Here is a 22,206-nt window from a genome sequence, read left to right on the forward strand (position 1 = left end):
CCTACCCGTACGGAGGGACCAGCTACAGGCACGGGACGGCGCCATGAAAGAGACTGTCGGCAACTTCCTATTGCGTCGCCTCGAAGAGGCAGGCGTCCGACACATCTTCGGAGTTCCGGGCGATTACAACCTCGAGCTTCTGCAGCAGCTGGAGGACCGGGGAAGCCCGTCCTGGGTCGGGAACTGCAACGAGCTGAACGGCTCGTACGCCGCGGACGGCTACGCACGCATCAACGGCCTCGGCGCGCTCATCGTCACGAATGGCGTCGGAGCGCTGAGCGCGATCAACGGAATCGCCGGCGCGTACTGCGAGCACGTCCCGGTCGTGTGCATCTGCGGCACGATTCCGGCGAGGGCCGTTCAACGCGGCGACCTGATGCATCACACGCTCGCGGACCGGGAGAAGGGCAACTTCTACCGCGCGTTCGCCGAGGTCACCACCGCACAGGCCGTGCTGTCCGTCGAGAACGCCGCGGCCGAGATCGATCGCCTGATTCAGACCGCGTGGCGCCGAAAGCTGCCGGTCTACATGGAGCTACCGTCGGACCTCGCCTGCCTCGAGATCGAAGTACCCGAGCGGCCGCTCGATCTCACCATGCCGGCGAGTGACCCAGAGCGTCTCGAGGCTTGCACGACGATGATCCTCGACCGGGTCGGAGCGGCCAAGTCCCCTGCCTTCCTGCTCGATCTCGACGCAGATCGCTTCGGGCTCTCGCAGTCGATCGCCGAGCTCGCGAACCGGTTCCAGATGCAGGTGGCCACCCTGAGCACGTCGAAGGGCGTCTTCCCCGAGACGTCGCCCTTGTTCGCTGGAGGCTATGCGGGGATCGCCAGCACACCAGAGACGCGAGAAGCGGTGGAGAAGAGCGATTGCCTGATCGCCATCGGATATCGTCGAGTCGAGTTGGTGTCCGGCTTCTTCACGGACGAGCTGCCACCGACCACGATCTATCTGAACGCCGACTCGGTCGCTGACGGCGAGCACGATTTCCAGGGAGTCCAGCTCGAGGAGCTCATGGATTCGCTCGTGCGGTCGTCCCAGTCCGTGCCCAGGAAGGAGCCCGCTCCGGCGGAAGCGCCCTCGCGAGCCGCGGCCGGAGCTCCATCGGACGGCGCGCTGACGCAGGCTGGATATTGGAAGGCCATGCAAGGCTTCCTGCGCCCTGGGGATGTGATCCTCGTCGAGGACGGGACCTCGATCGTCGGCGCCGGAGCGCTCGATCTGCCGGAGGGCTGCACCTACATCTCGCAGGCCGTGTGGGGCTCGATCGGCTACACCGTCGGCGCTCTACTCGGCGCCATGCTGGCCGCCCCGGACCGCCGCCACATCCTGTTCGTGGGCGAAGGCTCCTTCCAACTCACGGCACAGGAGCTCTCGACCATCCTGCGTCACGGTCTCAAGCCGTTCATCTTCCTCATCAACAACGGGGGATACACGGTCGAACGAACGATCCTGGGCAAGGACGCGGCGTACAACGACGTCGCGAACTGGCGATACTCCGACCTTCCCAAGGTATTTCGCCGGGACAGCAAGGCGGAGACCTACGTGGTCGAGACGGTCGACGAGCTCGACGACGTGCTCGGGGCCGAGCACGTCGACCTCGTGTTCGTGGAGTCCGTCATGGACAAGCACGACGCTCCCATCGATGTCATTCGCGGCGGCCACGCCTTCGCCAACTCGGACTACGGTCCACGCGGACCCCAATTCGCGCCGGATGCGCAGGTGCCGCTGCCCAGCTAGGCGCGTCAGAAATCCCGCGTCCAGAACAGATCAGCGCCGCCGGCGCTCTTGTCGCCGTAGGTGACTTCAAGGGTCCAGCGAGGCGTGAGCTGGTATTCGACGCGGACCTCGTTGATGTTCCGCCGATCGGTGTCGGCGACCCCGAAGTTCCGCGAGTAGCCGACGAAGATGCGGTCCGTGACGTAGCTCCCGGCCTCGAGGCTGCCGCTGTCGAGGCCGTCCTCGCCCGCCTGGAAGGAGATCACGTCGACCGGGAGCTTGGTGGCGAGGCCGCGCTTGAGCTGGGAGGTGACCACGGCCCCGAGCGCGGAGGCGGCGCCGGAGGCCTCGCTCATGCCGCCGGCGCCACGCTTGAGCTGGGGCCGGCCGGTGGCGAGGAGCGTGGCGATCTCGGCCTCGCTCATGGGCGGGTTCGAGCGCAGATCCGCGGTGAAGCGCTGGGCCGTCCCTCCGATGGTGACGATCACCTTGGCGTAGGGCGACTCCTGGACCGCGACGACGTCCAGGCGTGGATCGGAGAGCGCCTCGGATCCGGTGAAGATCACCCGGCCCCTCGAGAGCTCGAAGCGGCGGCCCATCACGATCACCCCGCCCTTCACGGTCTCGATCGTCCCCGCCAGGGAGGCGCTGCTTCCTTCGTAGTTCAGCCGGAGCGCCGCGTTCGCCTCGAGGGCCAGGTCGATGCCGCGCAAGGTCGCAGGCCGCGTCGTGGCGATGTCGAGGTGGACCTGGAGCGGACCCTTCTCACGACGGGCAGCTGCCTGCTTCTCGGCAACGGGGGCGTCGCCGAAGTGGAAGTCCGGGTGGCCCTCGAGCTCCTGGACGTTCTTTCCGGGAGTGTTCGGGAGATCTACAGACGTAGAGGAGAGCTCCAGCCTGCCGTCCAGGACGCCGCCGGAGAACGAGGCGCGCAGCTTGCCATCTGCGTCGACGATGGCGCGGACGAGATCGTTCGACACGACGCCGAAGCGGCGGGCCTCGATCGTGCCCTCGATCGCGAAGGGCTCGCCGGGCGCCTTCCGGGTGGCGAGTCCGCTCGCCTTCAGCAGGCCCGACGAGCGCGCCTGCAGGTGCCGGAGGATCGCGCGATCCGGGTGGAGCTCGAGGTCGAGCTCGACGTCGCGCAGATCGCCCAGGCCCGTGTAGCTCAAGCGGCCGCTCCGCAGCGAAACGACGCCCTCGACCGAGCCACGTCCCGCACCGAGCTCGCCAGCGGTGCCGCGGATCTCGAGGTCCGCGTCGAGACGGCCGGCGATCTGCCGCAGGTCGGGCGAAAGTACGGAGGCGAACGTGAGGTCGAGTCCCGCCGCGCGCAAGCGGGCCTCGATCGGCGCGTCCATGAGCTCGTGGAGCTCGCCCTGCCACGAGGCGTCGAGGGTCGCGCTGCCGCCGCCCGCGCCGGCGAGCCGCGCCGAGGCGTCGAGGCGGCCCGACGCGTAGCGGCCGTCGATCGCCAGCGAGCCCACGGTGGCACCACCCCAGCCCAGCTTCGCTCCCTTGGCGTGCAGGGTCGCCTCGGGGCTCGCGAGGGTTCCCGAGACCTGCAGCGACGCCTCCAGGCGCCCCTCCGCTCCTCCGCGCCTGCGGCCACCGCGGTGGCCCAGGGCGTGGACGACCGACGGAAGATCGATCGCGGATCCGCTGAACGCGGCCCGAAGGGGCAGGTTCTTCCAATCTCCCAGCCGCTCGATGGGCCCGCCGAGGCTCGCCTCTCCGTCGACGAAGCGCCGGCCCAGGAGCGACGACGAGAGGGTCACGCGCACCTCCTCGGCGGTGGCGTCGACGGCGAGCTCCCCGTCGAGAGGACCGACCTCGTCGTCCCAGAGATCGCTGGCCCTCAGCACGGTCTTCACGCGCGGGGCCCGCGCGGACCCGGCGACACCCAGGGTGAGATCCACCTTCCCACGGAGACCGGCGGGCAGGCCGAAGCGCCCCGCGAACGCGCCGACTTCGAGGGCGTCCACCGAGGCCTCGCCTTCGATCGGCGCTGCGAGCGCGCGCTCGATCTCGGCGGAGGGGGCCCGCAGGAGCCGGCCGAGATCGAGGGAGCCGGCGCCCTGCGCATGGAGCGCGGTCGGTCCGGTCCACGCATCGAGGGAGAGCTCCACGCGATCGGGCTTCCGGCCCTTGGCGCCTTCTGCCGAAGGCCAGCTCGCGTCGGCGCGAAGACCCAGGTTTCGAACGCCGTAGCCCCTGAGGTCACGGCCCTCCAGGCGGATCGATCCGAGCGGCGACTCGAGCGGGCCCTCGAGATGGATCCTCGCGTCGAGGAGGCCGACAAGGGGCTCCCCGAGGCCCGAGAGCTTCGCCAGCCCGTCCGCGCCCAACGACGAGAGCGTGGCGTCCGCGAGGATCACGCCCTTCTCGAGGCGGAGAACGAGGCCGAGCTTTCCGGCGAGCCGCGCCTCCGGAGGCACGAGCCCTGGAGGAAGGGCGCCGAGGTCCAGGCCCGCTCCTTCGAGCTCGACCTCCGGCCGGCCGTCCCGGCCCACCTCGAACCTCGCCGCGAGCGTGCCGCCGTCGTCGCTGGTGAAGCGCATCGGCTCGGCGCGCAGCCGGGGCGCGAGGGTGAGCCTCGCCGGCGCGTCCAGCTTCCAGCTGGCGCCAGGCCAGCCCAGCTCCAGCGCGTCGAAGCGCAGGGAGGAGAAGTCGTCTGCGACCCCGGCGTCGAGCGTGGCGTGGACCCTGCCGAAGGGGCTGCGTCCCTCGACCTGCCCCTTGGCCCGACCGCGGGAGAGGGCGAGGTCCGCGCGCACGTCGGCGATCGCCGTCCCCGTGGTCTCGAACCGGCCAATCGTCCCCTTGAACGAAGCGGCAGGCTTTCCAGGGAGGCCGGAGAGGCTTCCGTCCGCGGCGACGTCTGTGAAGGTGGCCTCACCCCAGGTGAACGATGAGGATCGGAGCCTTGCGTCGATCCGCGGCGTGTCGAGCCGGCCCTGGATCGTGCCGCTCGCGGCCACGGCGCCGGTCACCGCCGGGAGCTCGAGGCGGCCGAGCCCGGCGGCTTCGTAGAGCTTCGACACCGCCGCGAGGAAGCGGCCCGCCGCCCTCGCATCGAGCTCGAAGCGCAGAGAGGCCGCGCCGCCCTCGACCCAGCCCCGAGCGCCGATCCGCCCACCCGGAAACGCAGCCGAGAGCTTCTCCACGTCGATCCGTTCGCCCTGCAGCGCCACCTCGAGCTCGATCGGCTCGACGACGGTCGTGCCCGAAGCCACGCGGCCTCCGGTGACCCGGCCAGAGAGATCGTCGAGCCAGCGGCCGGTCGCCTCGATGCGCCCGGCGAAGGTCAAGTTCGGGAGGCCCGGATCCACCAGGCGCGGATCGAGCGAAACGGCGGTGGCGACGGCCGTCCATCGGCCGCTCGCGAGGGCGAGATCGCCGACCAGGTCCAGGCTCCCCTCCCCTTGTCCGGCGCGCAGCTCCGCGTGAACGGAGCCCTTGCTCAGAGAAGCGTCTCCCGACACCTTCACCGGAGCGGACACGTTCACGCCGAGCGAAGCGAGGTCGGCAGGCGCGACGGACGCCTCGAGCGAACGCAGCGTCACGTCGCCTTCGCCCAGGTCCGCTTCGCCGTGCATCGACAGCGAGGAAGCCCCTCGCCTCGCGGCGAGGCGAGAGAGCGCGAGCGTGCGGAAGTCCTCCCCCAGGGCGGCGTCGAGCTCGAGCTCCAACTCGCCCAACGACGGCTCCTGAAGCCTGCCCCTCGCGGTCCCGGCGATCTGGGCGCCGCGCCCGTCCACCCGTCCACTCACGTCGAGCCCTACGTCCGTGGCAGTGAAGACCGGCTCGTCCTTTGCGCCGCGTACCACGACCGATGCGCGCTCGATCACCAGTCGATCGATCTGCAGCCAGAACGACGAATCCGACGAACCGCCCGAGAGAGACGACGCCGGGGGCTCGAAGGCCTGCAGCAGGCCGATCCCTCCGTCCGCCGACGGCGCGGCGAGGATCCGCGCGCCCACGACGCGCACTTCGCCGAGGCGCACGCCGCCAGGCGCGAGGTTCCGGATCGAGACCTCGAGCTCCTCGGCGTCGGCGACGCGGCTGCCGTCCGGCGCGAGGATCTCCACGCCTTCGAGCCGAACGGAGCCGAAGCCGATCCCGAGGGATGCGGCGCGGACCTCGCCACGGATCTGGCCGTTGAGGAGCGAGGTCGCCCTGCCGGCGATCCACGCCTTCCCCGCCGGCGTGATCGCCGCGATGGTCCCGAACAGGAGGGGGATCAGCGGCAAGGACAAGGCCCAGACGGCCCGTCCCTTCCACGAACGGAGGCGCATCAGAACGCCTCCCCGATCGAGAAATGCAGCGAGAACGGAGTCTCGGGGACGGCGACGGTGGTCAGGGTCTCGTCCGGCGCGACGAGGCGGGGCAATACGGTGAGCACACGATAGCCCGCGTCGAGGCGGATCGGCCCGAAGGGCGTCCGGTAGCGAAGGCCGAGGCCCACCGCCACGTTCGGAGAGAACACGTTCGAGTCCTGCAGCGTATGGCCGACGTTTCCGGCGTCCACGAAGGCGGCGAGGCCGAGGTCGCCGGCGATGGGGAAGCGGAGCTCGGCGGACGCGTCGAGGAGCGTATCGCCTCCGACCGGCACCGCGTCCGAGGTCTGGAGCGGGCGCAGCGTTCCGTTCTCCACGACCTGGCCGTCGGGGCCGAGCGAGCGGCCCTCGCGCAGCTTCTGCGGCGCGAGGCGCCTGGTGCCGAAGGCGCGCAGGCTGCTGCCGCCTCCAGCGTAGAAGCGCTCCATGATGGGCGAGACCTCGCCGGAGGCGGGAAGGATCGCGCCGCCCTCGAGCTTGAGCGCCAGGACCATGGCTCGAGGGAGGGGCAGGAAGTACCGCGCTTCGCCGAGGACGCGGTTGTACGAGGCCCTGCCACCGAGGAATCCGCCTCCCTGCTGCAGCGCGATCGAGGCGAGCCAGCCGGACGTCGTCTCGAGGGGGTTGTCGCGCCGATCCCAGGTGAGCCGCTCCTCGAGGAAGGAGAGGACGCAGTTTCCGCGCTCGTCCACGCAGGAATAGGTGCTCGTCGAGCCGCCGGTCTCGGTGAAGGGCTGGAGGGCGAAGAACTGGAGGTTGTAACTGGTTGTGAAGACGAGACTCCGGTGCAGACGGACGGGGAAGCCCACCCGGCCTCGCACCGAGTCGAAGAGGTAGGCGGACTCCAGACCGTGCTCGTACTCGAGGCGGAAGTTTCCGTCCACGTGGCGGAAGAGCTCGGGCTGCAGGAGGTCCAGCGCGCTGGAGCCGACCACGCCCTGTTCCGTCGGGTTGAGCTGGATCGCTCCCTCGCCGACGAAGGCGTAGCCGAGCCGGTTGTCGAAGCGGAGGGTGCGGAGGCCGCCCAGGAAGTTGCGGTTCGTGTACTGCGCGATGGCGCGGCCCTCCACCCGCTCCTTGTCCACGCCGAAGCCGCCGCCGGCCCGCAGCGTCTGGAAGGGCGCCTCGCGGACGGAGACGATCAGGGGCACCGTCCGCGTGGACGCGTCGGTGGGGCCGCGCGAAACGCGCACGCCACCGAAGACGCCCATGTCGAAGAGCCGGGCCTGGGCGTCGGCCATCCGCGTCTCGCTGAAGCTCCGGCCCTCCGGGATCACCTCGCGGACGCGCTCGAGGATCGTCTGCCGCGGGACCTGCACCGCGCCCGTGATCACCACGCGGCCGAAGCGCAGGGGAGGTCCTGGCGCCACCAGGAGCCGCACGTCGGCGGCGTTCTGCGCGGCATCGATCCCCACCGATCCCGAGACCGTGGCGTCGGCGTAGCCCTGGTTGCGGAGCCGCTGGATCAGCTCTCCCTTGGCGGCGTCGTAATCGACCTCACGGATCCTCGCCTCCTCCCGGATCGGGAGCGGCTGCTCGAGCACCCGATCCCGCACCTCGTCGGGCAACCCGTCGATGCGGAGCGTCCGGATGCGCGTGGGCGCACCCTCCTCCACCAAGAAGGTGACGTCGACCGCGGCTCCGGTCCTCGAGACGCGAGAACGAACCTTCGCCTGGTGGAAGCCCTCGGCCTGGTAGTAGCGGACGAGGCGGCGCCGATCGCCGACGAGGGTCCCGGCGTCGAAGTACTGGCGATCCGCCCAGGGCCAGATCGGCGTCTCGGCAAGGGCCAGCCGCGGCTCGAGGTCGCCGGGGGAGAGGGCCTCGTTGCCCTCGAAGCGGAGGGAGCCGAGGATCTCCCGCTCCCGATCCACGTGGGCGCAGGCGCCCAAGCAGAGGAGGCCGAGGAGGCCAAGGAGTCCCGAACGCGCGATCACCCTCTGGACTCCTACCACGCCGATCCGCCCGAATCCCCGGCATCCGACCACCTGCGCCGAGCGAGCGAAAGAACGCACGAAGCGGACGAATATTCAGGGAGTCCGGCGCCCGACCCGGCGCTGCGTGATGCTGCGAGAGCTCGAGGGCGGCTCAGGCGAGGAGATCGTCGGGGTCGAAGGTCCGCTGGCGGCGGCCATGGCGGCCCAGCAGGAGGCCGAGGTTCTCGCGCTCCCAGGCGAGCGCCCGCTCGAAGTCGGGGTAGGCCGACTCGCAGGCGCGAAACTCCGGGGAGTGGGCGACGCGGCGGCCGCCAATGAGCTGGGGCGGCACCGCCTGGTGCAGCATCTCGTGGAAGATCACGAAGCGCACGAAGTAGGCGGGGACCTCCTCGCGATCGAGCGCCGGGTGGATCCGGATCACGCGCGACTCGTGGAAGTAGGTGCCCATCTTGATGGACCGCCGACGCCTGTCGGGGGCTTCGCGCCCCCAACCGATCCGCGCGTCGACCCGCCCGGCGAAGTAGCGGGCGTTGAGCTTGTCGAACATCTCCTTCAGATCGTGCACGCGACCGAACGGGTCGAGGCCCTGGGCCTGCCGGCGCACCCGCGCCCGGCGGACCCGGGACTCGTTCCGCTTCACGAAGTCGTCGATCACCTGCCCCGCGTGGCTGGGCCGCCGGGAGGCGTAGTCGGCGAGGGCCTGGACGACGTTCGCCGGCGCGTCGAGGAACATCTGGTGGACGCGGATGGCCACCAGGCTCCGGCTCCGCCGAAACGAGATCATCGTGGAGGTGTTGTCGGTGATCGTGAGGCGGACCCGCTCGTCGAGGAGGGTCGACAACCGATCGGCGAGGGCGGCGGCGCGCTCCAGCTTCTCCGAATGGGCTGCGGCACCGCGCCCCACGTCGGCCGCAGAGGCGGCGGCCTGGCGGGCGGACGCCTGGCGCCTGGACGTAGAATGCTGGTTCGGCAGCGCAAGCTGGCGAGCGGTCCGGGTTGCCATCGGTGCCGCAATCGTATCGGAGGTCCGGCCTTCGCCTCAAGGGCCATGTACCGCCCCCCACTTTGGGGGCGCGGCCGACCCCAACCGTCTCGACCGCCGATTTCCCGACACTTCGGGCGGTCAGTCGGGCTCCTGCGTAAGGAGGCGCGCGAGCCTCTCCGGATCGTGGCGGTAGGGCAGCGCCTTCTCCTGGACGTAGAGCACGGCCCCGGGCGCGCTGCCCTTCGGCTTGCGCACGTGGCGCACGCGGGTGTGAGCGATTTCGGCCACCGCCTCCCCGCGTGCGTTGCTGAAGTGCGTGGCGAGGGCGCAGGCATCGAGGAGCGTCTGCTCGTCCGGCGCCGCGCTCTTGCCGAGGGGGACCACCACGTGGGCGCCCGGCACGCCGCGGGCGTGGAGCCAGAGGTCGTTGCCGCGGGCGACGTGGAAGGTGAGCTCGTCGTTCGCCTTGGCGCCCCGCCCCACCCAGATCGGCCGCCCGCTGGCAGAGACGTAGCCACGGTAGGGCGGCCGCTTCTCCTCGCGCTCCTTGCGCCCCTTCGCCCGCGGCCGCGCGCCCGCCGCCGCGGCCTCCCGGGAGAGCTCGTCGATGAGCGACTCGCTCTCGGCGGCGGCGAGCCTCTCGGCGAGGGCGCCGAGGTGGAGCACGCGCTCGGAGAGCTCCTCCCGCCTCGCCGCGATCCGCTCCCGCGCGCCCTTCATTCGGCGGTATTCCTTGTAGTAGCGGTCGACATTGTCGCGTGGGGAGAGCTCCGGCCTCAGCGGCACGTGCACCTCGACCGGGCCCTCTTCGGTGTAATCCGTACACGCGAAGCTCCGGGCGCCGCGAGGGATCCGGGACGCGACGGGAAGCAGGAGATCGCCGAGGTGGCGCAGCTCGTCCGCGCCCTTCGCGCGCTTCTCCTCCGACTCGATCTTGACGAGGGCGCCCTCGAGGCGCTTGCGCGCGGCGTAGATCGCGCGAGACGCCTCCCGGCGCCGGTCGACGAGGAGGCGCTCCCGCGCAACCGGGCCGTAGTGGTCCTCGATCGCCAGGGAGAGCGAGAAGGGACCCTTGGAGGGGTCGGCCTGGAAGCGATCGGGAGGAGCGCGCCGAGCCGGATGCGGCGGTGGCGGCTCGTACGGCTGGCCGGGGAGGATCGCGCGGGTCGACGACGCGCTCGGCACCGCGACGCCGGCGATTCGGCCATCGGCGCCGACGAGGATCAGATTGCCGTGGCGGCCGGTGAGCTCCGCCTCGAGGTGCATCTCGCCGCCCGGCGTCTCGAAGCGCAGCCGCGCGATGCGCTCGTCCGGAACGGCCTCGATCGCGACGAGGCGGGAAGGGAGCAGGCGGGCGCGCAGGAGGTTCTGGATCGGCAGCGGCGACGCCGGCGAGGGAGGCCTGTCGAGCACCCCATGCAGCCGGGTCTCGTCCGGATCGGCGCTGACGAGGAGCTGGTGGGTCTCGCCGGGGACGCGGAGCTCGAAGACGACGGTACGAGGCGTAGCCGCCCAGATCTTCTGAATGGTGCCGCCGGCGAAGGGCTGGAGCTCGGCGACGACCGCCGCCAGCTCGGACGCGGAGAGAGACATTCCGCCACGCTACGGCGCCGACGCGGCGCAGGCCAGCGTCCGGTGCATCCTCTCGCGATTACGGATGTCGGTGCGGCAGCTCGCGTCGCCTTCGAGGCGCTGCGGACGCTTCGCGCCAAGGCGAAAAAAAGCGCCGCGCGTCGGCTCGCGTCGCCCTCGAGCGATGCGGAAGCTTCGCGCGGCGCCCAGGCGGGATCCATTCGCCGTCGAGACGGCGAGGGTCCGGCCTCGAATCAGATCGCCGGGGTCGGCGTGGGAGCCGGAGCCTTCTTCGCAGCGCGCGGCTTGCGCGGCGCGGTGGCCTTCTTCGCGGCGCTGGCAGGCTTGCGCGCCTTGGCGCCCGCTTCGGCCTTCACGGCCTTCACGGCCTTCGCGGCCCTCACAGCCTTCACGGCCTTCACGGCGGCGGGCTTGGCAGCGGCCTTGCGCGCAGCCGGCTTCGCAGCAGCGGCGACCTTGCGGGCGGCGGGCTTCGCAGCAGCGGCAACCTTGCGCGCGGCCGGCTTCGCGGCAGCGGTCACCTTGCGGGCGGCGGGCTTCGCGGCAGCGGCGGTCTTGCGCGCGGCCGGCTTCGCAGCGGCCGGCTTCGCGGCGGCGGTCTTACGAGCAGCCGGCTTCGCGGCGGCCGCCACCTTGCGGGCGGCGGGCTTCGCGGCAGCGGCAACCTTGCGCGCAGCCGGCTTCGCGGCGGAAACGGTCTTCGCCGCGGAGGCGGCCTTGACGGCCGTCTTGCGAGCGGCGGGCTTCTTCTCGCCCGTGGCCTTCGCGGCGGCGGGCTTCTTGGTTGCAGGCTTGCTGCCAACGGTACGGGTAGCCATACGTTCCTCCTGGAGGATTTCGGACCACAGACGGCGGCGAATGTATCGAACGCGAAAAATATGTGTCAAGAAAAGCGCGAGAGGATCCCGATAGATCGGCCGATCCGTAGTTACCGCGGCGCTCGTGCGTCAGACGCGACGCGAGACCGAAACGACATCGTCGGGAACCCGACACGTGCGACGCCACCGCCGGGCGTTCCGAAAATCCAGCATTTCACCGCAACAATTCGATTCGTTTTCTCAGAGCGAGTGAAGAAGTCGGGACCGCTGAAGCGGACCCGACCTCTTCAGCCGCGCTTCGCGCGATCGCGCCTTTTCTTTGCTCCGCCTTCGGCTTCGCGAGAGTCCGTGACTTCTCACGGACTCTCACAGATGCCGGTCGAGGAGGCGCCCGAGCTTGGGGGCCGCCTCCGCGACGTGGCGCCTGGCAGCGGGCCGCAGCTTCTCGTACGCCGATCGAGCCGCGCCCCGATCCGTCCTCGCCGCACGCTCGTCCGTGATCGCGAGGAGCGCGTCGGCGACGTCCCCAGCACGCACGGTGAAGAAGCGCTCCATCGGTTCGTTGGTCGCGGTCCGCTGGCGCTCCTCGTAGAGGGGCTCGAGGCGTGACGCGAAGTCCGGCAGGAGGCGCTCGAGGGTATTGCCGACGAAGTTCTGCTTCGCGGTCGTCACCAGCTTGTACGCCCCCTTGAGCGCGAGACCTCCGAGGCCGCCCTTGGCGTCGACCTCCTCGTCGATGAGTCGGGCTGCGTCCCGAATCACCTCGTCCTTCTTTCCGGGAGAAAGGAGTGCATCCAACAACCGTCCCATGAATCGCTCCTCGTTTCGATGGCAGGTCGCGGCAGCGCTCCGCGCGAATTCAGCTCCCACGGCGAGCGCGCGTGAAGGTAGGGTGGCGCTCGCTCGGCCCGCAAGGGGGCGACGGCGGTCGAAAGCCGGGCACCTGGATCCTACTTTGTCCCGTGTGGCAGAGTGCCGACGCCCAAACTCTTTGGAGGTCCAATCTCGATGAGGCTCACCGACGGCGTCTTCCAGCTCTTCACCTCCGTAGGAGCCGAGTGGGTCCTCTGGCTGCTCGCGGGCCTGTCGGTCGCGTCCGTGATGCTCATCATCGAACGCCTCCTCTTCTTCTCGCGCAACCGGCTCCCCGACGCGGGAGACCTCCTCCCGCTGCTCGCCGCCGGCAAGTTCGACGAGGTCCGGGCCGCAGTCGCGGGTCGCACGGGCCTCGAGGCCGAGGTCCTCGCCGCAGCGCTCGCCGAAGCCGTCAACGGTCCGGACTCGGTCGAAGAGGTGATCGCCGGCGCGATCATGCGGCACCGCCAGCCCTACGAGCGCTACCTCTCGTTCCTCGGCACCCTCGGCAACAACGCGCCCTTCATCGGCCTCTTCGGGACCGTGATCGGCATCATCGACGCCTTCGCGAAGCTCGCGGTGGGGACCGCCGCCGCCAAGGGAGCGGGCGCGTCCGCGGTGATGTCCGGGATCTCCGAGGCGCTGGTGGCGACGGCGGTCGGCATCTTCGTGGCGATCCCCGCCGTGGTGGCCTTCAACGCCTACAACCGCTGGCTCAAGACGATCACCGCCCGCACGAACGCCCTCGGTCACGCCGTGGTGGCGTACCTCAAGCGGGAGGAGCGGTAGCCATGGCCGGCGGAGCCCAGGATCCCGACGAGGAGATGATCTCGGGGATCAACGTCACGCCCCTCGTCGACATCACGCTCGTGCTGCTGATCATCTTCATGGTCACGGCGACCTACATCGTCCGCGAGACGATCGAGGTGGATCTGCCCCGCGCCGCGTCCGGCGGCGAGACCGTCGGCACCACGCTGAACCTGGTGCTCGACAAGGAGGGCAAGCTCTACGTCGACGGCGCGGAGGCCACCGCCGACGCGGCCCGCGACGCCGTGCGCGCGGCGGTCGCGAAGGATCCCGACTCGAGGGCGATCATCAGCGCCGACAAGAGCGTGTCCCACGGGCAGGTGGTGGAGCTCATCGACCTGGTCAAGACCCAGGGCCTGACCAAGTTCGCGATCAACATCGAGAAGGACGCAGCGTCCGAGGCAACACCCTAAGTGAAAAGCGAAAGCGACAAGGGGTCGGGGAGGACCCTTGCCCTGGCGCTCGCCGTGTCCCTGTTGGGGCATGGCGTGTTGGTCGTCGTGCTCGGGAGCTCCCGCCCGCCGAAGGCGAAACCCGCGAGCGAGCCGGTGGAGTTCGAGGTGGTGCGCACGGAGCCGCCGCCGCCCCCGCCCGCTCCGGAGCCCGAGCCGGAGCCGCCCCCCGTCCCGGTTCAGCCCAAGCCCGTGCCGAAGCAGATCGCACGGGCGGAGCCGACGCCGAAGCCTGCGACGCCACAGCCTCCACCCCCGCCGAACACCCCGCCGCCTCCTGCCGACGCGCCGCCCCAGCCCGTCCGGATCGGCGTCTCGCTCTCCTCCACTACCGATGGCGGGGGCTTTGCGGTGGGATCCGGCAACAGCCTCTACGGCAAGACCGCCGACAAGGCGGGCGATCCTGCCCAGGCGCGTCCCCACGGCGGCGGCGAGGGCCCCAAGGCGCCGTTCGTTCCCGCGTCGCAGCTCACCACCCTCCCGGAGATCAAGGGGGCCAGACCGCAGCCAACCTACCCGGAGCGAGCGCGTCGCGAAGGCATCGAGGGCAAGGTGGTCCTCCAGGTGCGCATCGACGAGACGGGGGCGATTGCGTCGATCCGAGTGATTAAGTCTCTCGGCGAGGACTTCGATCGTGCGGCGCTCGAGGCCATGCGCAAGGCTCGTTTCTCGCCGGCGCTCTCGCGGGGCGAGCCAGTGGCAACCGAGATCCGCTACACGATGACCTTCGAGCTCGAGTGAGAGCCACGATGATCCCGATCTTCCAGCGGGCTTTGCCCGAGCGTGTGAAGAAATCGCCCCGGCGGCGCCGGAGCGATTTCTTCAGCTCGCGCTTTGCGCGATCGCGCTTTTCCGTTGCTCCGCCTTCGGCTCCGCGTGCGCGAGAGCGCTCCTTTTCGTTTGCTCGCCTCCGGCTCGCTAGCCTTCTTCTCCTCTTCATCCCGTCGATCGCGATCGCACAGGGGACGCTGACCAAGGCGCCCGCCCTCGAGGAAATGGTCGAGGCCGAATACCCGCCCGAGGCGAAGGCCGAGGGGCTCACGGGAGTCGTCGTCCTCGAAGTGGACATCGGCGAGGACGGCGCGGTGATGGACGCGCAGGTGACCGAGCCTGCGGGCCACGGCTTCGACGAGGCCGCGCTGGAGGCCGTGCGCAAGTTCCGGTTCTCTCCAGCCGAGATCGACGGGCAGCCCGCCGCGGTGCGGATCGAGTACCGCTACCATTTCTTCTTCCGGCCGCCGCCCGAGACCCCGGCAGACGCGTCACCGGATGGGGAAGCGGCGCCCGCCGTGGTCAACCTGCAGGGCCTGGTCCTCGAGCGCGGCACGCGCAAGCCCATCGCCGGCGCTACCGTCGACGTCGCCGACGGCGCGATCGTCGTCTACACGGACGACAAGGGGCACTTCGAGGCCGCCGGCGTGCCGTTGGGCGAGGTGAAGGTGGTCGTCGTCGAGACGGGACACGAGCGCTTCGAGACCACCGAGAACATCGAGGCCGGCCAGGTCACCGAGGTGAAGTACTACGTGTACCGCGCCGCCTTGTCGCCCTTCGAGTCGGTGATCACCGGCCGCCGCGAGCGCAAGGAGGTCTCGACCGTCGCGATCTCGGTGGGCGAGCTCCAGAAGCTCCCGGGCGTGTCGGGCGACGCGGTCAAGGTGGTGCAGAACCTACCCGGCATCGCGCGGGTGCCCTTCGGCAGCGGCCGCCTGGTGGTGCGCGGCGGCAACCCGAACGACACGCGCACGTACATCGACGGCCAGTACGTCCCCACCCTCTTCCACTTCGGCGGCATCACCAGCGTCTACGCAAGCGAGCTCGTCCAGCAGGTGGAGTTCGAGCCGGGGAACTTCGGCGCCCGCTACGGCCGCGCCACGGCGGGCCGCATCGAGCTCGTCACCCGGCCGGCCTCGCCCGACCGACTGCACCTCCTCGCCGACGTCGATCTCTACAACGCCACCGGCCTCGCCGAAGGGCCCGTCTCCGACGACGTCTCGGTGGCGGTCGCGGCAAGGCGCTCGTACGTCGACGCGGTGATCGCCGGCGCCGCCAGCGCAGCGCCCAACACCTTCGACGGGATCGGCTTCTCGATCGCGCCCCGCTTCTACGATTACCAGGGCAAGATCGACTACAAGCTCGACGAGAGGAACTCGGTCCGCTTCGACGTCTTCGGATCCTCGGACGCGCTCGCGCTCACGGGCATCGACACCGGCGGCGTCGAGGGGATCACCGCAGTGAGCACCACCACCGCATTCACCCGGGTGGGCCTCACCTGGGACCACCGGATCAACTCGCAGACCCGCACCCGCGTCCAGATCTTCCCGGGCTTCGACCACTTCGACTTCGACCTGGAGCCGATCACCTTCCAGATGGATCAGACCTCCCTCGGCGCCAGGGTCGAGGGATTCCATGTGCTCGCCCCAAACCTCGAGGCCGGCGTCGGGCTCGACCTGCTCTTCACGCGGAGCGTGCTCTCCGGCCTGCTCCCCAACGAGCCGCCGCCGGGCCAGATCCCCCCGCCGGACTTCCGGCAGGACCTCGTCCCGCTCCGGTACGACGTCGTCGTCTCCCAGCCGGCGATCTGGACGGAGGCGATCTGGCAGCCCGTGGAAGGGCTCAAGCTCGTGCCCGGGCTCCGCCTCGACTACGACTCGCTGCTCCAGTCGGGGTGGTTCGATCCACGCTTCGCCGCCCGCTGGGCGGTTGCGGAGGACACCATCCTGAAGGGTGGCGTCGGCCTCTATCACCAGCCGCCCCAGCCTCAGTTCGTTACAGAGGAGCTCGGGAACCCTGCCGTGAAGGAGGAGGGCGCGACCCAGTACTCCGTCGGGGTCGAACAGCGCCTTCTCGGTCCCCTCGGCCTGGACCTCCAGATCTACTACAAGGACCTCTTCAACCTGGTGATCCCGTCGGCACGGGTGATCGAGCGCAACGGCGAGCAGGTGCCGGAGCGCTACGCCAACGAGGGCACCGGCCGCGCCTACGGCGCCGAGCTCCTCCTCCGCTACGATTCCGACGGACGGTTCTTCGGGTGGATCGCCTACTCGCTCGCTCGCAGCGTGCGCGACCAGCAGGAAGCGGGCACGAACCTGGGCGAGGTGACGACCCTCGACCAGCCCCACAACTTCGTGGCGGTGGGATCTCTCGAGCTCCCGGAGATCTGGCGGGGGCTCTCGTTCGGCTTCCGGATGCGCTACACCACCGGCAACCCGCGGCGGGAGATCGGGGGCTCCTTCTACGACGCCGACACCGACGACTACCGCCGCTACTCGCTCCCCTTCGGGGACGCGCGATTTCCGGCGTTCTTCCAGCTCGATCTGCGCCTGGACAAGGCCTGGACCTACGAGGGCTCGGTGCTCACCGCGTACATCGACGTCCAGAACGTGACCAACCGGAAGAACGCCGAAGCCATCAACTACAACTTCGACTTCAGCCGGTGGGCCTACAGCCCGGGGCTGCCCCTCTTCCCCTCGTTCGGAGTGCGCTATGCGTATTGAGCACGCCTGCGGTCTCGCCGTCGGCGCCGCCCTGGCGCTCGCCGGCTGCGGCAAGACGTTCACGCCGGCCTCCTACGTGGACAAGCTCCGGATCCTCGCGATCCGGGCCGACCAGCCGGAGCTCGCGCCGCCCGTGCTCGGCGAGGACGGGAAGCCGTTGGAGCCGCAGCCCGCCGGCCATCCGCCGTCGAGCAGCCGGATCCGCACGCTCGTGGCCGACCCGGCCCAGCTCGACGAGCCCTCGCGCGTGGTGACCCTCCTCGCGATCGGTTGCACGCCCGACCCCGCGAACCCTGCCGCCGCGTCCCTCTGCAACTCGTTCGCCGCCGTGCAGGATCCGACCGCGATTGCGGCGATGCTCGCGAAGGAAGCCTGTGTCCCCGGAGGCGACTCCCAGGGAAACACCCAAGGTGTCGGAATCTCCTTCCTCGGGTTGGAGGTCTGCGCCATGGGGAAGCCTTGCGAGCCGGTCTCGCTCCAAACCCCTAGCGGAGCGGTGGAGCTGCCGCAGCCGGTCTTCGAGATCCCGGAGGCGCTCAGGCTGGAGTCGCTCCCGCCGGGCACCCCGGCTCGCGTCCTCGGCATCCAGGCGAGCGTGACCGAGCTCGCGATCGCGGCCTCTCCCGACGAGCTCCTCCTTGGCGCGGATCCGGCCATTCCCTGCTCGATCCCGCTCGCCGTCGCCATCAACCTCGACCGCCTCGGGGACGAACGCGAGCGCGTCACCGGGCTCAAGCGGCTGCAGATCCGCGGCCCCGACGCTACGGACGAGCCCAACGAGAACCCCGCCATCGACGGCATCGAGGCCGAGAGGAGGCCGCTCCCCGCCGAGCTCGTCGAGCCCATCCCCGCCGTCGCTCTCTTCCGGCGCGGCGCGGCGACGGGGCTCAGCGCTTCGCTGCCCGAGGGAGCGAAGCGCCAGCGCTTCTCGCGGTTCGACGTGCAAGGGAACAAGATCCGCGAGGAGGACGAGAGCTGGATGTACTCGTGGTTCATCACTGCCGGGGCGGTCGGAGATCTTCGTACGCGCGATGCCGGGACCTTCAACGTCTGGACCGCGCCCACCGGCAAGAAGAACGATCCCGTCCCGACGTCGGGCCGCGTCTTCCTCTACTCCGTGGTGCGGGACGGTCGCGGCGGTTCGGATTGGGCCGTGCGCGAGGTTCGCATCCGGGACTGAAGACGACTCTCAGCGCGCTGCGTGGAGCCCCAGGAGGCCGGCCCCGATCACGCCGGAGTCGTCCCCGAGCGCCGGATCCAGGATCGAGAGCTGCTCCACCTGGGCCTTTCCGCCTGCCCGCAGGATCCACTCGCGCACCCGGAGCTTCAGCCCCTTCATCCCCGCGAGCACGCCTCCGCCGAGGATCAGCTTCTGCGGGTTCAGGATCGTCACCGCGTTCGCGATCGCGACGCCGAGGAGCTGCGCCACCTCGTCCCGGAGCTCGATCGCCTCCGGATCGCCCTCCTCCGCCGCCTGCTCGAGACAGGGCCCGCCGATCCGATCGGGCTCGCCCCCGGCGGCCCGGACGATCGCCCGCGCCTTTCCCTCCCGGGCGAGCTCGCGGATCCGCTGCGCGAGGTTGTGGCCGCTGACGTAGGCCTCGAGGCAGCCGCGCTGCCCGCAGCCGCAGGGCCGTCCGCCGGCCGGGACGACCTTGACGTGCCCGAGCTCTCCGGCGATCCCGCCCGCGCCCTCGTAGAGCTCGCCGCCCAGGATCATGCCGCTGCCCACGCCGCTCCCGGCGAAGACCAGGAGCACGTGGCTCGCGCCGCGCGCGGCGCCCACCGAGCGCTCGCCCCAGGCGGCGGCGGAGAGGTCGTTGACGACGCGGGGCCGACGCCCGAAGGCGCGCTCCACCAGCGCGCCGAAGCGCACGTCGGTCCAGCCGAGGTTGGGGCCGACCAGCACGATCCCGCTGTCGCCCGCGACCTGCCCGGCGACCCCGACGCCCAAGCCGGAGACGGCGTCGAGGTCCTTGCCCAGGAGCGCCAGGGCCTCCTTCGCGCCGAAGGCGAGCTCCTCCGCCACCACCGAGGGGGTCCGGTCGTCGAGCTTGCGGCGCACCGACGAGAGCACGGTCCCGCGGGCGTCCACCACCGCCACCCGCAGGTTCGTCGCGCCCAGATCGCAGCCGAGCGCAAGGCGTTCTCCCGCCTGGGACATCCGCCCCCCCTTGGCCTAGGCCAGCTCCTGCTCCAGGCGCGCGAGGGTGTTCTCGAAGAGGCCCTCGATCTCCTCCAGGCGCTCCCGGGTCTTGGCCTCGAAGCGCAGCACCAGGATCGGCTGGGTGTTGGACGCGCGCACCAGGCCGAAGCCGTCGTCGAAGACGACGCGGACGCCGTCGACGTCGATCACCTTGTTTCCCGCACCGCGGAAGTGCTCGGTGGCCGCCCGCACGAGCGCGAACTTCCGCTCCTCCGTGCCGGCGTCGCGGCGGATCTCCGGCGACGCGAAGGTCTTGGGGACGTCCGCGAGGAGCTCGGAGAGGGGGCGCGTCTCGTGGCTAAGGATCTCCAGCAGGCGCGCACCGGCGTAGACGCCGTCGTCGAAGCCGAACCAGCGGTTCTGGAAGAAGATGTGCCCGCTCATCTCACCGGCGAGGGCGGCGCGGGTCTCCTTCATCTTCGCCTTGATCAGCGAGTGGCCGGCCTTCCACATCACGGGCTTGCCACCGAGGCGCTCGATCTCGTCGTACATCGTCTGCGAGCACTTCACCTCGCCGATGATCGCCGCGCCGGGCTCGGACTTCAGCACCTCGCGGCTGTAGAGGATCATGAGCTGATCGCCCCAGAGGATGCCGCCCTTCTCGTCCACCACGCCGACCCGATCGGCGTCGCCGTCGAAGGCGATCCCGAGGTCCGCGCCGGTCTCGAGGACCCGCTTGCGCAGGTCGGCGAGGTTGGCTTCGACGGTAGGATCCGGATGGTGGTTGGGGAAGTTGCCGTCGGGCTCGAGGAAGAGGCCGTCCACCTCCATGCCCATCGCGCGGTAGAGGGGCGCGCCGACGAAGCCGCCCACGCCGTTGCCCGCGTCCACCACCACCTTTAGCTTGCGCGGCCCCATGTTCAGGCCACCGAGCACGCGCATGGTGTAGTCGGCCAGCACGTCGACCTGCGTGGTCTTGCCCGATCCCGTCGGGAAGTCCCCGGCCTCGACCAGGCGCCGGAGGTCCTGGATCTGCGAGCCATGGAGGGTGGACTTGCCGACGCCGATCTTGAGGCCGTTATACTCGGGCGGGTTGTGGGAGCCGGTGATCATCACCAGCCCGTCGACGTCCAGCGTGTGGGCGGCGTAGTAGCTGAGCGGCGTCGGGACCACGCCGATGTCCACCACGTCGACGCCGCAGCCGTTCAGCGCCTCGGCGATGACCGAGCGGAACCGGGTCGAGGAGAGCCGGCTGTCCCTGCCGAGGACGACCTTGCTCCCGCCTGCATTCCGCAGCATCCGGGCGAAGCCCTTGGCGATCAGCGCCACGCTCTCGTCGTTGAGGTCATCGCCGACGAGACCGCGGATGTCGTATTCCCTGAAGATGTGCGGCTGAACGCTCCCCATGAACCGTCTCCCTTTCCAGGCCTGGGTCGGCCGATGGTTTGGAGCCGGCAATCTAGTGGGCGGGCGGCGGACGGGCAATCGCCGTCCACCGTCGTTTTCAGCGGAACTGCTGGACGCCGAACTTCCCGATCGACCGGGTGAGCTCGAGCGAGGCCACCTGGACGTTGAGCTCGTTGGTCACGACCTGGACCTGGGACGCGAAGCGCGCGTTGTAGGCGTCGACGACGTCGAGGTAGGTGGCCGCGCCCGCGTCGTACTGCGAGCGGACGAGGTCCGCGTTCTCGGTGGCGAGGCGCACCTGCTCCTCGGCCTTGATCAGGTTGGCGCGGGCGCTCTCGAGGTTCAGGAGCCCGTTCTGGACGTCCTGCACCACGCTGCGCTCGTTGGATATCGCCTGGGCCTCCGCCTGGCGACGCTGCGAGCGGGCGATCCGCCCGTCCGCGTAGCGGGCACCGCCATCGAAGATCTTGATCGACGCGGTGACCTGGGCGAGCCAGCTCGTGTTCTGGCCGGAGAAGCCCCCCGTGTTCGCCCACAGGTACTGACCATTCGCGGAGATCACCGGCGCGTACTGCCAGTAGTACGACTTGACCACCCGATTGGCGATGTCCACGGAGGTGCGGCTGGCCGCGAGATCCTGGCGGTTCTCCAGGCCGACGCGGATGAGCTCGTCGATGCTCCCGTCAGGTGCCACCACCGGCGCGGGGGTCGTGATGTCGAAGGGCTCGGCCACGCCCGTGAGCTGCTGGAGCGCGAGCTTGGTGGTCACGTAGGCGTTCTGCGCGCGGACGAGATCCTGCTCGGCCTGAGCGCGGGACACCGCGGCGCGCAGGAAGTTGACCTTCGGGACCTGCCCCACGTCGAACTGCGCCTTCGCGACCCGCTCCTGCTCCTTCTGCGTCTGGACCTGGGAGTACGAGACCTCGATCAGACGGCGGCTGGCCACGGCGCCGTAGTAGGCCTGGGTGATCCCGAGGATGAGCTGGTTCCGAGCGTACGTGATGCTCTGCTCGGTGGCCGTGACGCCGAGGTTCGCCGCCGAGATCCCGAAGTACGCGGGCATGAGCAGGATCGGCATCGACGCGCTGCCGACTGCGTTCCACTGGTTGAACTTCTGGATCGCGATGTTCAGCGTCTCGTTGGGCGTGAGGCTCGCGCTGCCGTCCGGATTGGTCCCCTGCGTGAACCCCGCCGCGAAGTTCGGGAAGGGGATGACCGCCTCGTGCTGGTTGCGCGTGTAGGTGACCGCAGCGTTCACCTGGGGCAAGAGGACGGACCAGGCGCGGGTCACGCTCTCGTTCGCCTGCACGAGCCGCTCACGCAGGACGACCAGGTCCTGGTTGCCGCCCGTGGCCTCCGCGCGCTGCAGGAGCTCGTCGAGGGAGATGACCGGCGCGCCCGAGTCGGGGATCACCTCCGGCGGGGTCTCGCCGATGTCGAGGATCGGCGGTGCGCCGAGCTCTCCCTGAATCTGCGGTGAGCCGGGCTCCTCGTTCCCTACGCGCGAGGGCGGCTCCTGCTGCCCGAAAGCCGACAGTGGCGCGAGGAGCAGGGGTACGGCGAGCATTCGAAGCGGATTCATCTGCGTGCTTCTCCGTGTTTCTTGCGATGCGACCGAGCGCGGCGCGTCGGGCCTCTCAGGAGAGCCCGCC

Annotated in this window: 15 protein-coding genes; 6 read left to right on the forward strand and 9 right to left on the reverse strand. The window is 70.2% G+C overall.

Annotated elements, in window-relative coordinates; all coding sequences use genetic code 11:
• Window positions 1-43: 43 nt before the first annotated feature.
• The gene (locus AKJ08_RS13280) at window positions 44-1,741 is read left to right on the forward strand and encodes an alpha-keto acid decarboxylase family protein (RefSeq protein WP_082343154.1); all 1,698 of its coding nucleotides are present in this window, start codon (window positions 44-46) and stop codon (window positions 1,739-1,741) included.
• A 5-nt stretch (window positions 1,742-1,746) separates the two neighbouring features.
• On the opposite strand, the gene AKJ08_RS13285 is transcribed toward AKJ08_RS13280, so the two are convergent.
• From AKJ08_RS13285 to AKJ08_RS13310, 6 genes are all read right to left on the reverse strand, one after another.
• Window positions 1,747-6,018 carry a translocation/assembly module TamB domain-containing protein gene (locus AKJ08_RS13285; protein ID WP_050726506.1) on the reverse strand — a complete coding sequence of 1,424 codons (4,272 nt, stop codon included), beginning with the start codon at window positions 6,016-6,018 and terminating at the stop codon, window positions 1,747-1,749.
• Window positions 6,018-7,997, reverse strand: coding sequence for a BamA/OMP85 family outer membrane protein (locus tag AKJ08_RS13290; protein ID WP_050726507.1), 1,980 nt, complete (start codon window positions 7,995-7,997; stop codon window positions 6,018-6,020). The genes AKJ08_RS13285 and AKJ08_RS13290 overlap by 1 nt, the downstream gene beginning before the upstream one ends.
• Window positions 7,998-8,148: 151 nt before the next feature.
• Window positions 8,149-9,000, reverse strand: a complete 852-nt coding sequence (locus AKJ08_RS13295) for a SprT-like domain-containing protein (RefSeq protein ID WP_050726508.1) — start codon at window positions 8,998-9,000, stop codon at window positions 8,149-8,151.
• Window positions 9,001-9,120: 120 nt separating this feature from the next.
• Complete coding sequence (locus AKJ08_RS13300) at window positions 9,121-10,575, reverse strand: NFACT RNA binding domain-containing protein (protein ID WP_050726509.1); 1,455 nt, start codon at window positions 10,573-10,575, stop codon at window positions 9,121-9,123.
• A 233-nt stretch (window positions 10,576-10,808) separates the two neighbouring features.
• Window positions 10,809-11,393, reverse strand: a complete 585-nt coding sequence (locus AKJ08_RS13305; protein ID WP_050726510.1) for a hypothetical protein — start codon at window positions 11,391-11,393, stop codon at window positions 10,809-10,811.
• Window positions 11,394-11,759: 366 nt separating this feature from the next.
• Window positions 11,760-12,203 carry a DUF6918 family protein gene (locus tag AKJ08_RS13310; RefSeq protein ID WP_157370671.1) on the reverse strand — a complete coding sequence of 148 codons (444 nt, stop codon included), beginning with the start codon at window positions 12,201-12,203 and terminating at the stop codon, window positions 11,760-11,762.
• A gap of 198 nt (window positions 12,204-12,401) precedes the next feature.
• On the opposite strand from AKJ08_RS13310, the gene AKJ08_RS13315 reads away from it, so the two are divergent.
• The 5 genes from AKJ08_RS13315 (at window position 12,402) to AKJ08_RS13335 (ending at window position 18,181) form a co-directional block, all read left to right on the forward strand.
• On the forward strand, window positions 12,402-13,037 hold the full coding sequence (locus AKJ08_RS13315; protein ID WP_050726512.1) for a MotA/TolQ/ExbB proton channel family protein: 636 nt from the start codon (window positions 12,402-12,404) through the stop codon (window positions 13,035-13,037).
• A 2-nt stretch (window positions 13,038-13,039) separates the two neighbouring features.
• Window positions 13,040-13,468, forward strand: coding sequence for an ExbD/TolR family protein (locus tag AKJ08_RS13320; RefSeq protein ID WP_050726513.1), 429 nt, complete (start codon window positions 13,040-13,042; stop codon window positions 13,466-13,468).
• A 75-nt stretch (window positions 13,469-13,543) separates the two neighbouring features.
• Window positions 13,544-14,248 (forward strand): energy transducer TonB, encoded by a 705-nt coding sequence (locus AKJ08_RS13325; RefSeq protein ID WP_157370672.1) that lies wholly within the window; start codon window positions 13,544-13,546, stop codon window positions 14,246-14,248.
• Between the two features lie 254 nt (window positions 14,249-14,502).
• Window positions 14,503-17,001 (forward strand): TonB-dependent receptor, encoded by a 2,499-nt coding sequence (locus AKJ08_RS13330; RefSeq protein ID WP_169788824.1) that lies wholly within the window; start codon window positions 14,503-14,505, stop codon window positions 16,999-17,001.
• On the forward strand, window positions 16,991-18,181 hold the full coding sequence (locus AKJ08_RS13335; protein WP_050726516.1) for a hypothetical protein: 1,191 nt from the start codon (window positions 16,991-16,993) through the stop codon (window positions 18,179-18,181). The genes AKJ08_RS13330 and AKJ08_RS13335 overlap by 11 nt, the downstream gene beginning before the upstream one ends.
• 9 nt (window positions 18,182-18,190) lie before the next feature.
• On the opposite strand, the gene AKJ08_RS13340 is transcribed toward AKJ08_RS13335, so the two are convergent.
• The 3 genes from AKJ08_RS13340 to AKJ08_RS13350 all read right to left on the reverse strand — a co-directional run bounded on the left by AKJ08_RS13340 (window position 18,191) and on the right by AKJ08_RS13350 (window position 22,136).
• Window positions 18,191-19,165 (reverse strand): ROK family protein, encoded by a 975-nt coding sequence (locus tag AKJ08_RS13340; RefSeq protein ID WP_050726517.1) that lies wholly within the window; start codon window positions 19,163-19,165, stop codon window positions 18,191-18,193.
• Window positions 19,166-19,180: 15 nt separating this feature from the next.
• Window positions 19,181-20,554 carry a phosphomannomutase/phosphoglucomutase gene (locus AKJ08_RS13345; RefSeq protein ID WP_050726518.1) on the reverse strand — a complete coding sequence of 458 codons (1,374 nt, stop codon included), beginning with the start codon at window positions 20,552-20,554 and terminating at the stop codon, window positions 19,181-19,183.
• A 97-nt stretch (window positions 20,555-20,651) separates the two neighbouring features.
• On the reverse strand, window positions 20,652-22,136 hold the full coding sequence (locus AKJ08_RS13350) for a TolC family protein (RefSeq protein WP_050726519.1): 1,485 nt from the start codon (window positions 22,134-22,136) through the stop codon (window positions 20,652-20,654).
• Between the last annotated feature and the right edge of the window lie 70 nt (window positions 22,137-22,206).

The sequence above is a fragment of the Vulgatibacter incomptus genome (assembly GCF_001263175.1).
GTDB classification, from domain to species: domain Bacteria; phylum Myxococcota; class Myxococcia; order Myxococcales; family Vulgatibacteraceae; genus Vulgatibacter; species Vulgatibacter incomptus.